The sequence below is a fragment of the Stenotrophomonas sp. ISL-67 genome (assembly GCF_018612915.1).
GTDB lineage: Bacteria > Pseudomonadota > Gammaproteobacteria > Xanthomonadales > Xanthomonadaceae > Stenotrophomonas.
Genome location: NZ_JAGGRL010000012.1, coordinates 1 through 14,971, shown reverse-complemented (window position 1 = coordinate 14,971; position 14,971 = coordinate 1). Strand labels below are relative to the sequence as shown.

Annotated in this window: 12 protein-coding genes, 1 rRNA gene and 1 pseudogene; 6 read left to right on the top strand and 8 right to left on the bottom strand. The window is 67.6% G+C overall.

Annotation, left to right across the window (positions count from 1 at the left end):
- Positions 1-20: 20 nt before the first annotated feature.
- From J7J08_RS12535 to glyQ, 3 genes are all read right to left on the bottom strand, one after another.
- On the bottom strand, positions 21-2,630 hold the full coding sequence (locus J7J08_RS12535) for a hypothetical protein (protein ID WP_214906032.1): 2,610 nt from the start codon (positions 2,628-2,630) through the stop codon (positions 21-23).
- A 270-nt stretch (positions 2,631-2,900) separates the two neighbouring features.
- Complete coding sequence (gene glyS, locus J7J08_RS12530; protein ID WP_214906028.1) at positions 2,901-5,075, bottom strand: glycine--tRNA ligase subunit beta; 2,175 nt, start codon at positions 5,073-5,075, stop codon at positions 2,901-2,903.
- Complete coding sequence (gene glyQ / locus J7J08_RS12525; protein ID WP_214906024.1) at positions 5,072-5,983, bottom strand: glycine--tRNA ligase subunit alpha; 912 nt, start codon at positions 5,981-5,983, stop codon at positions 5,072-5,074. The genes glyS and glyQ overlap by 4 nt, the downstream gene beginning before the upstream one ends.
- A gap of 112 nt (positions 5,984-6,095) precedes the next feature.
- Between glyQ and J7J08_RS12520 the strand changes: the two genes are divergently transcribed.
- The 3 genes from J7J08_RS12520 (at position 6,096) to J7J08_RS12510 (ending at position 9,637) form a co-directional block, all read left to right on the top strand.
- Positions 6,096-7,931, top strand: coding sequence for a GspE/PulE family protein (locus tag J7J08_RS12520; protein WP_214906021.1), 1,836 nt, complete (start codon positions 6,096-6,098; stop codon positions 7,929-7,931).
- A complete protein-coding gene (locus J7J08_RS12515) occupies positions 7,903-8,622 on the top strand; it encodes a glutamine amidotransferase (protein ID WP_214906018.1) in 720 nt (239 codons plus the stop codon). The genes J7J08_RS12520 and J7J08_RS12515 overlap by 29 nt, the downstream gene beginning before the upstream one ends.
- A 103-nt stretch (positions 8,623-8,725) precedes the next feature.
- Entirely contained in the window at positions 8,726-9,637 is a 912-nt protein-coding gene (locus J7J08_RS12510; protein ID WP_214906015.1) for a BPSS1780 family membrane protein, read from the top strand.
- A 179-nt stretch (positions 9,638-9,816) separates the two neighbouring features.
- On the opposite strand, the gene tatC is transcribed toward J7J08_RS12510, so the two are convergent.
- From tatC to J7J08_RS12490, 4 genes are all read right to left on the bottom strand, one after another.
- Entirely contained in the window at positions 9,817-10,566 is a 750-nt protein-coding gene (tatC, locus tag J7J08_RS12505; RefSeq protein ID WP_214906012.1) for a twin-arginine translocase subunit TatC, read from the bottom strand.
- Positions 10,563-11,069 (bottom strand): Sec-independent protein translocase protein TatB, encoded by a 507-nt coding sequence (tatB, locus tag J7J08_RS12500; RefSeq protein WP_214906009.1) that lies wholly within the window; start codon positions 11,067-11,069, stop codon positions 10,563-10,565. The genes tatC and tatB overlap by 4 nt, the downstream gene beginning before the upstream one ends.
- A gap of 15 nt (positions 11,070-11,084) precedes the next feature.
- The gene (gene tatA / locus J7J08_RS12495) at positions 11,085-11,312 is read right to left on the bottom strand and encodes a Sec-independent protein translocase subunit TatA (RefSeq protein WP_068847929.1); all 228 of its coding nucleotides are present in this window, start codon (positions 11,310-11,312) and stop codon (positions 11,085-11,087) included.
- Positions 11,313-11,389: 77 nt separating this feature from the next.
- Positions 11,390-12,286: a lipid-binding SYLF domain-containing protein gene (locus J7J08_RS12490; protein ID WP_214906007.1), complete on the bottom strand. Its 897-nt coding sequence runs from the start codon at positions 12,284-12,286 to the stop codon at positions 11,390-11,392.
- Positions 12,287-12,468: 182 nt separating this feature from the next.
- On the opposite strand from J7J08_RS12490, the gene hemH reads away from it, so the two are divergent.
- From hemH to J7J08_RS12475, 3 genes and pseudogenes are all read left to right on the top strand, one after another.
- Positions 12,469-13,431 carry a ferrochelatase gene (gene hemH / locus J7J08_RS12485; protein WP_214906003.1) on the top strand — a complete coding sequence of 321 codons (963 nt, stop codon included), beginning with the start codon at positions 12,469-12,471 and terminating at the stop codon, positions 13,429-13,431.
- Positions 13,428-14,276, top strand: coding sequence for an alpha/beta hydrolase (locus J7J08_RS12480; RefSeq protein ID WP_214906001.1), 849 nt, complete (start codon positions 13,428-13,430; stop codon positions 14,274-14,276). The genes hemH and J7J08_RS12480 overlap by 4 nt, the downstream gene beginning before the upstream one ends.
- A 60-nt stretch (positions 14,277-14,336) precedes the next feature.
- Positions 14,337-14,688: pseudogene (locus J7J08_RS12475) on the top strand (methyl-accepting chemotaxis protein); the annotation flags it as partial.
- Positions 14,689-14,855: 167 nt separating this feature from the next.
- Here the strand turns inward: J7J08_RS12475 and rrf are convergent.
- A 5S ribosomal RNA gene (gene rrf, locus J7J08_RS12470) occupies positions 14,856-14,970 on the bottom strand.
- Position 14,971: the final 1 nt, after the last annotated feature.

Here is a 14,971-nt window from a genome sequence, read left to right as displayed (position 1 = left end):
TGGAAACTCTCGCCGGGATTTCACGCCTGCGGCCCGCGCTGGCCGCTCTGGTAGCGCGCCAACCGCGCTTCCCACGACTGCACCAGGCCGCGCACGGCGGCGCGCTGGGCCGGCAACGCAGCCTGCACGATGTCGCCGGCCAGGGTGTGGTCGATGCCACCGTCGGCGGCGAACGCACCGATGCGGGCACGCTGGGTGTCCAGGAACTGGCGGAACGCACTTTCATCGCCGAATGCCTGGAAACTGGACAGGTCCGAGCGGTACAGCACCACCTGGCCGCTGAGGGCCGGATCGTCGCTGGCACTGCGCAGCACCAGGTAATTGGGCACCTGCACCGTCACCGTGCTGCCGTCACGCAGGCGGTCGACGTAGGTCAACGCGGCGCGCTCAACCGCACCGGTGCCCTGCAGGAAGCCGAGTACGACGTCGGCGCCACGCCGGTACGCGCTGCCACTGCCCAGCACACCGTGCGCCTTGGCCTTGAGCGCATCGATCACCAGCCGCGCCTGCAGCGCGCGGCTCAGCGCCGGACGCACCTGCTCGACCCGCGCGTTGATCGCCGCACGCAGGCGTGGCGCGTCAGTCCCCGTAACAAACCGGTCCAACTGCGCCCACTCCGCCGCCGATACCGGGACGTCATCGCGCAGGAACGAATGCTCCCCATCGCGGGCCTCGCGGGCCAGGCAGAACTGCAGCAGCGGCAGGCGATCGTCCACCTTCACGCCCGCCACCTCCACGGACGGCAGGCGTACCTCGATATCCCGCCACTCGCCGCGCCAGCCCACGTCCTGCAATGCCGAGGTGATCGCGGTATCGGTCGCCGCTTCCACCGCGGCCAGTGCCGGGGTGAGCGCGCGCAGCGCCTGCCACTGGCTCACCAGCAGTTCCTGTTCCGACGCCGGCAGCGTCGCCACCCATGCCCAGCCCGGCTGAGCGGCGATGTCGCGCGCCACTGCGACCGACCACAACCGCATCGACTGCACCTGCTGCATCAGCGCGGGGTCGGCGCGCAGCGCGTCCAGCAGATCGGCAGGGACGTCCTGAACCTGCGTGCCGACGTCGGCGGTGGCTCCGGAGGGTGTCGACGTGGCATCTGGCGCGGCACGTCGCATGCGCGCGCCACGCTGGGTGATCTCCAGTTCCCCCAGCACCCGATCCAGGCCGGTACCCCAGTGACCGTTGGGAAGTTCTGCCACCTGCGTAGCCAGGCGCTCTGCAAGTTCGGCAGGTGTTGCCGCCGCGCTGTCAGGCCAGAAATGGTTTTTCAGCCCCATCGCCAACGCGCCGACGCCCGTCACGGCCAACCCTGCGGCCGCGGCCAACGGTGTCCTGCGCAGACCGGGGAACGCGCGCGTCGCCGCTGTGCCCGTGGCGGCTGCCACTTCCGTGGGAACCAGCGGCGTGGTCGCGGTGACCTCTTTGAGTGCCGAGGCGCCCATCAAGGTCATTTCCACCGCAGGCGGCGCCTGCGGCACGGCCTGGAAACCGCCGCGCACGGTGTGGCCCAGTGCCGCGATGCCGGCGCCCAGCCAGGCGAGCACGCCGCCCCGCTGGCGGCTGGCCGGCGAGGTGGCGGCGTCTGGGGCGGCGTCGAGCAATCCTGCTGGCGGCGCGGCGATGGCGCTGCCCGGCTGCAATGTGCCGGGCGCGGCCGACAGCCCCACATGGTCAATGGCCGGGTTCCAGTCTGGCACCACGTCGCTGCCGCGGTTCACCGCATCCTGGTGCAGGGTGCGCGCCTGTTTTTGCTCGGGCGTCAGCTTGACCTTGGGCGCTGTCAGATCGGCACCCCCGGTCGCCTCGACCGGCTTGAACAGCGCTCCGCCCACCCCGTTCAGCACGGCGAGCTGTTGCCAGTGCCCAGGCAGATCGGCGATGAACTTACCGATACCTTGCAGCTGGCCCGAGGGCTTGGGCAACTGCTGCCGCAGCTGCCACAGCAACGCCGCCACCGCCAACGCCGACAACAGGTGCCCGCCGCCGAGGTTGGGACGCGACTGCGCATCGGCCTGCGCGACGCTCTCATGCAGGGTCCACAGACCGCTGCGAACCGACTCGGGCAGCGACTGCACCAGTGCGTCGAAATCGGCGTGGGTGCGCAGCGTAGGCAGCGCCGCCGCCAACGACGGCAACACAGTCGCCACGCAGCTCCAGGTCCCGGTGAACACGCTGCGCGCCAGCTGTCCTGCGGTCAGGGCGCTGCTGGCCCAGCCCGGCAGTTCGGCCATCAACGTGGTCCACGCGGCCCGGGTCAGCACGCTGTCCAGCGCATGGATGCGCAGGTCGCGGAGCACCGCCACATCGTGTCCGCGTGCGGCCAGCGCCTGTTCCATGCGCAGCGTCACCGTATCGCGCGCCTCGGGCGTGGTGGCGCTGGCCAGGTAATTCTCCAGCGTGCGTACCAGTGCCCGGCTCTCGGGTGCGCCGGTGGCGAGGATCGCCTCGCGTACCGCCGCCTCGCGTGGATTCAGCACCTGCGTCGGTGCGGCTCTACTGCTGGCACGGGGCGCGGGCGCATTGCAGATGCGCTTGGGTGCGATGGCCTGGTCCTGGGCCGCGCTTTCGCCGGCCAGTGCGGTGAAGCGGTTGAAAGTGGGAAAGTCTGCAGCGGCGATCGGCAACTTGGGCATTGGGCGGTACTTCCGTGCGAAGCGGGGGCGGGCCGGCGTGGAAGGCGCGCGGCATGTCATTGCCGCAGGGACGAGCGGCGCGGGATGATCACGCGGCGCCGGGGAATACCGATTGCACGAATTTATCGTTTGCTACGTTTTCAGTTGATGCGCTCAATCAATATTCAGATTGATTGCAGTTTTCGTCGCATTCGAGCAAATGCGCATAAAAAGAAAGCGCCCGAACCAGTCGGGCGCTTTCAAGGGTGAGACGCGATCAGGCTGTTGCCGTCAGCTGGACAGATGCTCGATCGCCGCCACGCTGCCCAGGCGGTCGCCCAGGCGCTTGAGCAGGGCCAGGCGGTTGCCACGTAGCGCCGGATCTTCGGCGTTGACCATCACCGCGTCGAAGAACGCATCCACCTGCGGACGCAGGCGGGCCAGCCGCGCCAGCACGCTGACGTAATCCTTCTGGTGCAGGCTGGCGTTGCTGTCGTCGATGGCCGCTTCCACGGCTCCGGCCAGTTCGCTTTCGGCCGGCTCGGCCAGCAGCGCCGGATCGACCATTCCGGGAATCTCTCCCTCGGCCTTGCGCAGGATGTTGCGGATGCGCTTGTTGGCAGCAGCCAATGCCTCGGCTTCCGGCAGCGCTGCGAACGTGCCGATGGCGTCGATGCGACGGTCGAAGTCGTACAGCGACGCCGGCTTCAGCTCGGCCACTGCATTGAAGTGCGTGGCCGGCACGCCCTTGTCGGCGTAGTAGCCGCGCAGGCGGTCGAGGATGAAGTCGTACAGATCGAGGGAGAGACTGTCTGCATCAACAGGCAAAGATTTCACCTCCATCGACTGCGCCTGGATTCCCGTCGAATCCATCTGCTTCATCTTCTTGACGGTCGCCTCGATGGCGGTTGCTTCACTTTGCTGCCGAATGGACTCAAGCGCTGAGTGCAGCAGCGCGCGCAGGTCCAGGTCGAAGCCCGATTCGATGATCGTCCGGGCCAGGCCCAGCGCATTGCGGCGCAGCGCGAACGGATCCTTGTTGCCGGTCGGCTTCAGCCCGGCGGCAAAACCACCGGCCAGGGTATCCAGGCGCTCGGCAATGGCCAGCACCTTGCCCAAGGCCGACAACGCGATGTCGTCGCCGCCAAAGCGGGGCTGGTAGGCCTCGTCTATAGCCAGCGCGACCTCCGGCGATTCGCCACCGGCCACGGCGTAATGACGGCCGGCAATGCCCTGCAGTTCCGGGAATTCATTGACCATGCGTGACTGCAGGTCGTTCTTGGCCAGCAACGCGGCACGCTTGGCCAGCACCGGGTCGGCACCCACCTGCGGTGCGATCAGGCCAGCCAGCGCCACCACGCGCTGCACCTTGTCGGCCACCGAGCCCAGCTTGGCCTGGTAGGTGACGGACGTCAGGCCGTCGCCCATCGATTCCAGGCCCTGCTTCAGGTCTTCATCAAAGAAGAACTTGGCATCGGCGAAGCGCGGGCGGATCACCCGCTCGTAGCCCTTGGCCACTTCGGCTACGTTCTTCGACTCGATGTTGGCGATGCCGATGAACTTCTCGGTGAGCTTGCCGCTGGTATCGAGCACCGGGAAGAACTTCTGGTTGATTTCCATCGTTTCGATCAGCGCTTCCTGCGGCACCGCCAGGAACTCGCGCTCGAAGCTGCACAGCACCGGGGCGGGCCATTCAACCAGGTTGACCACCTGTTCCAGGTTGTCGGCGGTGATCCGCGCCTGGCCACCGGCCGCAGCGGCTTCGGCATTCACTGCCTCGACGATGCGCGCGCGGCGTGCGTCGGCGTCGACCAGCACGTAAGCGGCCTGCAGCGAGCTCACATAGTCGTGCGGCGAGGACAGCCACACGGTCTTGTCGTGCATGAAGCGATGGCCACGGCTCATGCGGTCGGATTTCAACCCCAGTACGTCAGCTTCGATCACTTCTTTGCCATGCAGCAGCACCAGCCAGTGCACCGGACGCGCGAAGCCGTAGCTGTGGCTGCCCCAGCGCATCGGCTTGGGAATGGGCATGCCGGCCAGCGCTTCGGCCAGCACCTCCGGCAGCAACGCGGCAGTGCGTGCGCCCGGGGTCACCGAACGGTGCACGAAGCGCTCGCCCTTGGCATCGCGGGTGCGCTCGAGCGCGGTCCAGTCGATCCCGGCCTTGGCGGCGAAGCCCTGCAGCGCCTTGGTCGGCTGGCCGTCGGCGTCCAGCGCGATGTTCAGGTACGGGCCCAGCATTTCGCCCTTCTGCTCGGGCTGCTCCACGGCCACGCCGGGCAGCAGCACCGCCAGCCGGCGCGGCGTCGACAGCGGCTTGGCATCGCCACGGTCCACGGCTACGCCACGCTTGGAAAGGCCGTCCACCACGCCATCGAAGAACGCCTGTGCCAAGCCTGGCAGCGCCTTCACCGGCAGTTCTTCGGTACCCAGCTCGATCAGCAGCGGCAGCATCGTGCTCATGCCTGAACCTCCTTGGCAGCCACCGCTTCGAGGCGCTTGGCTTCATACAGTTTCGCCACCGCCTGGGCCAGCGCGCGCACGCGCAGGATGTAGCGCTGGCGCTCGGTCACACTGATCGCGCGGCGCGCATCCAGCAGGTTGAACGAATGGCTGGCCTTGCACACCTGCTCATAGGCCGGCAGCGGCAACCCCACCTCGACCAGTTTCTGCGCTTCCTTCTCGCAGGCGTCGAAGCGATGGAACAGTTCTTCCACGTCGGCATATTCGAAGTTGTAGGTGCTCTGCTCGACTTCGTTCTGCAGGTACACGTCGCCGTAGGTCACCGGCGTGCCGTCCGGGCCGTAGGTCCAGACCAGGTCATACACGTTGTCGCAGTTCTGCAGGTACATGCACAGGCGCTCGAGACCGTAGGTGATCTCGCCCAGCACCGGCCTGCACTCCAGGCCACCCGCCTGCTGGAAGTAAGTGAACTGGGTCACTTCCATGCCGTTGAGCCACACTTCCCACCCCAGGCCCCAGGCACCCAGCGTCGGCGATTCCCAGTTGTCCTCGACAAAGCGCAGATCGTGCACCAGCGGGTCGATGCCCAGTGCCTTCAACGAATCCAGATACAGCTGCTGGATGTTGTCCGGGCTGGGCTTCATCGCCACCTGGTACTGGTAGTAGCGCTGCAGGCGATTGGGGTTCTCGCCGTAGCGGCCGTCGGTGGGGCGGCGCGACGGCTGCACATACGCGGCATTCCAGCTTTCCGGGCCGATCGAGCGCAGGAAGGTGGCCGGATGGAAGGTGCCTGCACCGACCTCCAGGTCCAGCGGCTGGATCAGCACGCAGCCCTGCTGCGCCCAATACTGGTTGAGGGTCTGGATCAGGCCCTGGAAAGTGATCGGAACGTTCTGGGTCGCGGACATGCGGCGGATTCTTGCCTGCAAAGGGGGTGCGCTAGTATAGCGATGGACCGCGCGACGGCAGTCCGGGCACCCCGCCCAGGCCATACCGCCCCGCTCCGAGGATTCTGGCGCCATGGAACACCGCTCTCCGGCTACGCTCGCCCCCGTTCCCGTCCCGGGGCCCTTGCCGCCGGGCCGGCTGGTCTTCGAACAGGTCGCTGCGGCGATGGTTGCCGACGGCCTGGTCGCGGCAGGCGACGTGGACCGCATCCGTTTCAGCGGCCAAGGCGCGCGGAACGCCAGCGAAGTGCACCCGCTGGTGTTGCTGGCCAACCTGAAGCTGGCCGCCGCCAGCGGCGGTGAACTGGGCCTGGAACGGCTGACCCAGTGGCTGGCCGGGCGCACCGGAACCCGCTACCTGCGCATCGACCCCACCCGCGTGGACGTATCGGCGGTGACCGCGCTGGTCTCCCACGCATACGCCCGCCGCCACCGCTTCCTGCCGCTGGCGGTGGACAGCGAGCGCCTGCTGGTGGCCACCAGCGAACCGCTGGCCCAGGAATGGCTGCTCGACCTGCAGCACCTGACCCGCCGCCGGATCGAACTGGCGATGGTCAACCCGCTGGACCTGCACCGCTACACCATGGAGTTCTACGGGGTTACCCGTTCGGTGCGCGGCGCGCGCAGCGGTTCCCGCAGCGAGACCAACGGCACCCTGCCCAGCTTCGAGCAGCTGGTCGAACTGGGTCGCGCCGGCGACGTGAACGCCGACGACCAGCACGTGGTCCACATCGTCGACTGGCTGCTGCAGTACGCCTTCGAACAGCGCGCCTCGGACATCCACCTGGAGCCGCGCCGCGACATGGGGCGCATGCGCTTCCGGATCGACGGGGTGCTGCACAAGGTGTTCGAGGTGCCCCCTGCGGTGATGACCGCCGTGGTCAGCCGCATCAAAGTGCTGGGCCGCATGGACCTGGCCGAACGTCGCCGGCCGCAGGATGGCCGCATCAAGACCCGCTCGCCGGGTGGGCGCGAGGTTGAAATGCGCCTGTCGACCATGCCCACGGCGTTCGGCGAGAAGTGCGTGATGCGCATCTTCGACCCGGACGCGGCGTTCAAGAGCATCGACCAGCTGGGCTTCAGCCCGCAGGAAGCGGCCGGCTGGACCGCGCTGGTGGAGCGCCCGCACGGTATCGTGCTGGTCACCGGCCCCACCGGCTCGGGCAAGACCACCACCCTGTATTCCACCTTGAAGCGGCTGGCCACTCCGGACGTGAACGTGTGCACGGTGGAGGACCCGATCGAAATGATCGCGCCGGAGTTCAACCAGATGCAGGTGCAGACCAACATCGACCTGGACTTCGCCGCCGGTGTGCGCACCCTGCTGCGGCAGGACCCGGACATCATCATGATCGGTGAAATCCGCGACCTGGAAACCGCGCAGATGGCGGTGCAGGCCTCGCTGACCGGCCACCTGGTGCTGTCCACCCTGCACACCAATGACGCGCCCTCGGCGATCACCCGCCTGCTCGACCTGGGCGTGCCGCATTACCTGCTGGCCAGCACCATCAACGGGGTACTGGCCCAGCGCCTGGTCCGTACCCTGTGCCCGCACTGCAAGGTGCCCAAGCCGCTCAGCGCGGCCCAATGGGCGGTGCTGGCTGATGCCGATGAAGCATTACCAGAGTCGCCCACGCCATATGCACCGGCCGGCTGCATCGATTGCCGGCGCACCGGTTACCTGGGCCGGGTGGGCCTGTATGAGTTGCTGCCATTGAGTCCGCGGCTGCGCGGGCGGATCCGCGCGGACATGGATCTGGCCGGTTTCAGCCGGGCCGCCCGTGCTGAAGGAGTACGAACCCTGCGCCGCGCGGGGCTTGAAAAGGTGGCGGCAGGGCTGACTACAATCGAGGAAGTCCTCAGCGTGCTGCCTCCCCCCGATGAACCGCTCGCCCTTCCTGATTCTTGAAACCGGCCAACCGGTCGCCTCGCTGCGCCGGTACGGCCGTTTTCCGCACTGGATCCGGGTCGCGGCCGGGCTGGATGCCGACGAGACGGTGGTGGTGGACGTGGAGCACGGTGGCGCGCTGCCCGACCCCCGCGATTTCGCTGGGGTGATCATCAGCGGCTCGGCCGCCTACGTGACCGACCGCGCCGACTGGAGCGAGCGCAGCGCGCAGTGGCTGCGCGCCGCCGCCCATGACAACCGCCCGGTGTTCGGCATCTGCTACGGCCACCAGCTGCTGGCGCACGCGCTGGGCGGCGAAGTGGCCTACAACCCTGCCGGGCGCGAATCGGGCACGATCGAGTTGGCGTTGGAGCCCTCGGCCGTAGACGACCCGCTGTTCGCCGGGCTGCCGGCACGCTTTCCGGCCCACGCCACCCACCTGCAGACGGTGCTGCGTGCGCCCGAAGGCGCGGCCATCCTGGCCCGCTCGGCGCAGGACAACTGCCATGCCTTCCGCTGGGGCCAGCAGGCCTGGGGCGTGCAGTTCCACCCCGAGTTCGCCACCCACCACATGCGCGGCTACGTGCGGGCCCGTGCCGAATGCATCAGCCGCCACGGCGGTTGCGCGCGCAGCGTGGCGCGCGGCGTCAGTGCGGCCCCGCTGGCCCGCCAGCTGCTGCGCCGGTTCGTCCGCCAGGCACGCAACAACTGACAAACCGCCGGACGGGTCCTTTCCTTCAGGTGGTGCGCAAAAAAAACAGGGATAATCGTTGGGATTCGGGGCGCACGCGCCCTTCCCCCTGTTCCGGAATGGTATGAGCGAAATTCGCAAGCTGCCCGCCTCGGCGGGCGCCCAATGGCTGCTGGACGCGTTCTCCCTGTATCGCCGTGCGCCGCTGCAGCTGGCAGTCCTTGGCGTGATCGGCATGCTGGTCAGTTCGCTGATCCTGGTGCTGGCGCAGGCATTGCCCAGCTGGCTCGGCATCCTGCTCCAGCTGGTTTCCGTGGCGGTAGGCCCGCTGGTGTTCGGTGGCATGCTGGTCGCGGTGAGCGAAGTGGCCCAGGGCCACCGCGCCGCGCCGGCCCACCTGCTGCAGCCGATCCGCGACCGCCGCGTGACTCACCTGCTGGTGCCGCTGGCGATCCAGCTGATCGCGGTGATCGCGCTGGGCACGCTGCTGTACGTGATGATGGGTACCGACGGCCTGAGCGCCTCGGCCGAGATGTTCCGCAGGATGCAGGAGCTGCAGCAGTCCGGCGCGACGCCGAGCAACGAGCAGACCATGGCGCTGATGGCGGGCGTGCCGGTGATGCGCATCCTGCTGTGGCTGGTGATCGCGTTCGGCACGTTCGTGGCGCTGAGCATGGCCATGTTCACCCAGCCGGCGCTGGTGGTGTTCGATCACCAGAGCGGCATGCACGCGCTGCGCATGAGCCTGCAGGGCTGCGTCCGCAACTTCGGCGCGATGGCGGTGTTCATGCTGCTGGGCCTGATCGCGGCGATGTGCATCTACTTCGTGATGATCATCGTGATGCAGCTGGCGCTGATGGCCGGCGGTGCAGGTGCAGCTGCGTTCGTGATGCAGCTGACCAACACCGCGGTGATCATGCCGTTGTACGTCGGCGCGGTATACGCCGCCTGGAACCAGATGTTCGCCCACCGCGGCCGCGTCGCGCCGCCGCCGGTGCCGCCGTCGAACGGGCCTGGGAATATTTTCGCGGCTTGATTGACGGCAACGGCAACGGCAACGGAAGCGTTTTAGGTGATACGGGCTGGGGAGGCCAGCGCCGGTTGGGGCGGTTCCCAAACGACCGCCCTCAGCCCCTCAACGCCCGGTAACGCGTTGAAACAACCGAAACGATGGCGACGGCGCCGCAGGCTACGTGGGCCGACCAACGGTCGGCGCTACCGGCTCGTTTGCTCATCACCCTTCGCAGGTACCAGCCACCGCGAAGCATGAATTCCCAGCTCATAAAGCAGGCACATCGGAATGGCCAGCATCAGCTGCGACACCACGTCCGGCGGGGTCAGCACCGCCGCCAGCACGAAGATGCCCACGATCGCGTAACCGCGGCCGTCCTTGAACTGCTGCGGCGTGATCCAGCCCAGCAGGGTCAGGATCACCATCGCCACCGGCAGCTCGAAACTGCTGCCGAACGCGAAGAAGATCGCCAGCACGAAATCCAGGTACGCATTCGCATCCGGCGTGATCGCAATCACCTCCGGGCGGAACGTGGTCAGGAAGTGGAACACCGCCGGCAGCACCAGGAAGTAGGCGAACGCACAACCGATGTAGAACAGCAGCACCGACGTCACCAGCAGCGGCACTGCCAGCCGCCGCTCGCGCGCATACAGCCCCGGCGCCACGAACGCCCACAGCTGGTACAACAGCCACGGCACCGCCACGAACAGCGCCACGAAGAAGGTCAGCTTCAGCGGCGCGAAGAACGCCCCCGCCGGATTGATCGCGATCATCGACTGCGCGTTCGGCAACTGCGAAATCAACGGCTGCGCCAACCACGTGTAGATCTGCCGCGAAAACGGCATCAGCCCCAGCAGCACCACACCCAGCCCGATCAACGCCCGCATCAGGCGCGCACGCAGCTCGATCAGGTGTTCGATCAGCCCGCTTTCCGGCGTCTCGTTACCGCTCATCGCGGGGCCTCCGGCGTTGTAGGCAGCGGATCGCGCGGCGCTTGTCCATCGATGCCCGGCGGCGCCATCGCATCGCGTGGTTCCTCGGCTACGGGTTCGGGTTCGGGTTCGGGCGCCACCACATGCTGGGCCACGCTCGCCGGCGAACCCGGCGCCGGCCCGGTCATGACCGGCTCATCGGTGCCGGCCGGCGCATCGGCTTCGCGCCGCACCTGTTCGGCTTCGCGCCGCACCTGCTCGGCTTCGCGGCGGACCGCCTCACCACTGGCGCGCAGCTGCGCCTCGGTATCGCGCACCGAATCCTGCGCGTCGCGGAACTGGCGCTTGATCTCGTCGGCGTGCAGTTCGCGTTCCAGCTCCTGCTTCACCGAATCCCACTGGTTGCGCGCACGCCGCACCCACAGGCCCGCGAAGCGGGCTGCCTTGGGCAGACGCTCGGGACCCAGCACGACCAACGCTACTACCGCGATGAGCAGCAGTTCACTGAAACCGATGTCGAACACGCCATGCCGCCCTGATCAGCGCCGGTCGCGGTCGTGCTCGTTCTGCGATGTCGTCGTCGGGTCCTGCGGACGCGACTCATCGCTCAGGTGCGCGGTCGGCTTGTCCTCGTCGCGCATGCCCTTCTTGAATTCCTTGACGGCACTGCCAAGGTCCTTGGCGCCACTGGTCAGCTTCTTGGTGCCGAACACCAGCAGAACGATGACCAGTACCACCACCCAATGCCACAAGCTCATACTGCCCATGATGTGCTGCTCGCATTACCCGGTAACAAGGGGTTGAGCATAGCGCACCGCCGGTAGGACGGCGCGCGTGACGAAAGTCAGTTGCCGTCCAGCGATTCGGTGCGGACTTCACCTTCACCCACCGGCTGGAAGCCCTGCTGCGGTGCCGGCTGCGCCGGAACAGCCTGCAGCGGCGCGGTGGTGGCGCCGGCATTGGCCTGTTCAGCTACCGCCGGTGCGGCCTGCTGGGGTGTCTGCGCTGGTGCTGCCCGGGGTGCTGGCGCGCGCGTACCCGCCGTGCCGCGGTTCTGACGGGCGGCGTAAGTAGCCTCTTCCAGGCGGTCGCGGAACGCGACCACGTCTGTCGACGGCGCCTCGCCCACGCGGCCCTCGAACACCATGCGCGGCGTGGTGTTGCTGCCGTAGGCGTCCAGGTTGGCCGCATCGTCGATCTGCAGCACCGCACCATCCAGCGCCACGCCGGCAAACAGGCCGCGCGCGCGCGACCACGACCAGATCTCGGCCTTCAGCTGGCCATCGGTAGCGGCTGCCGCATTACGCCCGACCGGACCGGCTGCGACGCCGGCGTCGGCGCCCAGGGTGAACTTGCCGTTGACCAGACTGTCCAGGCTGCGGTCGTTGCGGAACACCAGCACCACGTCCGAGGACTGCACGCCGGCCTGGAAGCCGATGCTGCCGCCGGTGAGTTTCATGAACACGGGGTTGGACCAGCTGCCGTCGGCATTCTTCACCGACATCAGGCCATGCCCGCGGCGGCCGCCGATGACCAGGCCGGCCTTGATCGTGTCGGGAATGACGACGATCGCACGGCCTTCGTCCAGCAACTTGTCAGGAATTCCCTGCTCGGGAATGTTCTGGATGTCGTTCAGCACGCGCACCGCATTGCGGGCGCGCTGGTCTTCCTCCGGCCCGGCCATTGCCTGGGTGGACAACAGGCTGGCGGAAATCAGCAGTACAAGGCTCAAGCGGCGCATGGGTGCTCCAGAAAAGGGGAATCGAAAGGCAACCGATTCAAAAACGGCGATATCGATCTACCGGGGGGAAACCGGTAGGTATCGGCCGTGGGTCGATACGCTCTCCCCGAAATTAGTGGGGTTCCAATGAATCCGCAATGAGTACGTGCTCCCCGTCGCGCAGACCTGCGAGAATGGCGCCCATGCTCGACGCACCCGACACCGCCGTGCTGGCGGTCAATCTAGGCACACCCGAGACGCCCACCGCTCCGGCGGTCCGGCGCTACCTGGCCGAATTCCTCAGCGACCCGCGCGTGGTCGCGATCCCGCCGCTGTTGTGGAAGCCCTTGCTGCATGGGCTGATCCTGCCGCTGCGCAGTGGCCGCTCGGCGGCCAAGTACGCCCAGGTGTGGCTGCCTGACGGTTCACCGCTGATGGTCTACACCCGCCGCCTGGCCGACGCCATGCAACAGCTGATGCCCAACCTGCGCATCCGCCACGCCATGCGCTACGGTGCCCCCGCGCTCACTGCCGAGCTGGACCGGCTGGCTGCCGAGGGCATGCGCCGCATCGTGGTGCTGCCGCTGTATCCGCAGTATTCGACCACCACCACCGCTTCCATCGAGGACCAGGTGCGCGGCTGGCAGCCCCGCCACCCGGGCGTCACCGTGACCCTGATCCGCGATTACGCCACCGACCCGGATTGGGTGGCAGCGATCGCCGGCAGCATCCGCCAGTGGTGGGAGCAGCACGGGCGCGGCGAGCAGCTGGTGTTTTCCTTCCACGGCATCCCGCAGCGCCTGGCCGATGCTGGCGACCCCTATCCGCAGCGCTGCGAAGCCAGTGCGCAGGCGATCGCGCATGCACTGGGCCTGGCCGACGGCGAGTGGCAGCTCACCTACCAGTCGCGCTTCGGCCGCGAGAAGTGGCTGCAGCCGTATGCCGAACCGACGCTGTGGGCGATGGCCGGGCGCGGCGTCAAACAGATCGACGTGGTCTGCCCGGGCTTCGCCACCGACTGCCTTGAGACGCTGGAGGAAGTGGCGTTGGGCTTCACCGAAACCGTCGCTGCGCGGGGCGCGCAGATGCGCTACATCCCCTGCCTCAACGCTGATCCCGCGCACGCCATGGCGTTGTCGCGGCTGAGCATCGCGGCGTTGGCATGACGCTCAAACCGTTTGTGCTGCCGGTTGCCGGCACTTCCGTGGCCGGCCTGCGTTCGGCGGCCGCGGAAGGTACGCGCGTGCTGGCCCTGCACGGCTGGCTCGACAACGCCGCCAGCTTCATTCCACTGGCCGCTGCGCTGCCCGGACTGGAGCTGGTCGCCATCGACCTGCCCGGGCACGGCCATAGCGCGCACCTGCCGCCGGGCACGCAGTACAACACGCCCGGCGCGATCTGCCACGTGCTCGAGGTGGCCGATGCGTTGGGCTGGGAGCGCTTCACGCTGCTCGGCCATTCCATGGGCGCCGGCATTGCCAGCCTTGCCGCTGCGGCGGCGCCGGAGCGCGTGGAACGGTTGATTGCCATCGAAGCGCTCGGTGGCCTGCGCGGGCCGGAAGATGAAACCGCACAGCGCCTGCGTGAGCATGTGCGCGCCGTTCGCGCATTGCCATCGAAGAAGCTGCGCGTGTTTTCCGACCTGGCCGCACCGGTGCGTGCGCGCATGATGGCCAACCAGCTCAGCGAGCCGTGTGCGCGGCTGCTGGTCGAACGTGGCGTCATGCCGGTGGAGGGCGGCTACAGCTGGTGCAGCGACCAGCGCCTGATGCTGCCTACCGCGATGCGCCTGAGCGAAGCGCAGATCGACGACCTGTTGGCCGCGATTGAATGCCCCACCCAGGTGATCTACGCAACGCCCGCGCAGTCGTACTATCCCGAACCACTGCGCAGCGAACGCATCAAACTGCTGCGCGATGGGCGCCTCGATGTATTCCCCGGCACCCATCACCTGCACATGGAGCATCCGGCGCTGGTGGCCGACGTCATCACGCGGTTCCTCGCCGGGTAACCGCTGCGACACACGGTCGCACTCAGCTTCCAGCAACGCCAACCGATACCGATGCAGCGGGCCAGCGAAGTGCGCAGCCGGGCGCAACGTTCCGCGGAGGCCGCGCGTGAAATCCGGCAGTTGATCGATGCATCGGTCAGCGAGGTTGCCGATGGCGCTCGGTTGGCACGGGACGCCGGCCACACCATGCGGGAAATCGTCGGCAGTGGCCGGGGTCAGCGGGATCATGGCCAATATCGCCGCGGCGTCGCAGGAGCAGGCCGCCGGCATCGATCAGATCAACCAGACCGTAGTACAGATGGACGAGGCCACCCAGCAAAACGCCGCATTGGTGGAAGAAGCCAGCGCCGCCGCCCGCGAGCTGCAGCAGCAGGCGGCAGACCTTACCGAGGCCGTCGCAGCGTTCCGTTGACGAATGACGGGGATATCAAAGAGGCGCCCTGCGGGGCGCCGTCGCGAGGTCGGTAGGGTTGCATCCCGATCAACCGCCGGGGTGATGATTACCCCATTGGGGCATGATCCCGAACGCAGGCAAAGAAAAAACCCCGCTGCGTGAGCAGCGGGGTTTTTGGGTGTAAACCCTGGCGATGACCTACTCTCGCATGGCTTGAGCCACACTACCATCGGCGCAGCTGCGTTTCACTTCCGAGTTCGGGATGGGATCGGGTGGTTCCACAGCGCTAATTTCACCAGGG

Coding starts and splice junctions, on each gene's coding strand:
- glyS (WP_214906028.1), bottom strand. CDS start 5,075: ATGAGCACGATGCTGCCGCTGCTGATCGAGCTGGGTACCGAAGAACTG.
- J7J08_RS12510 (WP_214906015.1), top strand. CDS start 8,726: ATGAGCGAAATTCGCAAGCTGCCCGCCTCGGCGGGCGCCCAATGGCTG.
- J7J08_RS12490 (WP_214906007.1), bottom strand. CDS start 12,286: ATGCGCCGCTTGAGCCTTGTACTGCTGATTTCCGCCAGCCTGTTGTCC.
- J7J08_RS12535 (WP_214906032.1), bottom strand. CDS start 2,630: ATGCCCAAGTTGCCGATCGCCGCTGCAGACTTTCCCACTTTCAACCGC.
- glyQ (WP_214906024.1), bottom strand. CDS start 5,983: ATGTCCGCGACCCAGAACGTTCCGATCACTTTCCAGGGCCTGATCCAG.
- tatA (WP_068847929.1), bottom strand. CDS start 11,312: ATGGGCAGTATGAGCTTGTGGCATTGGGTGGTGGTACTGGTCATCGTT.
- J7J08_RS12515 (WP_214906018.1), top strand. CDS start 7,903: ATGAACCGCTCGCCCTTCCTGATTCTTGAAACCGGCCAACCGGTCGCC.
- tatC (WP_214906012.1), bottom strand. CDS start 10,566: ATGAGCGGTAACGAGACGCCGGAAAGCGGGCTGATCGAACACCTGATC.
- hemH (WP_214906003.1), top strand. CDS start 12,469: ATGCTCGACGCACCCGACACCGCCGTGCTGGCGGTCAATCTAGGCACA.
- J7J08_RS12520 (WP_214906021.1), top strand. CDS start 6,096: ATGGAACACCGCTCTCCGGCTACGCTCGCCCCCGTTCCCGTCCCGGGG.
- J7J08_RS12480 (WP_214906001.1), top strand. CDS start 13,428: ATGACGCTCAAACCGTTTGTGCTGCCGGTTGCCGGCACTTCCGTGGCC.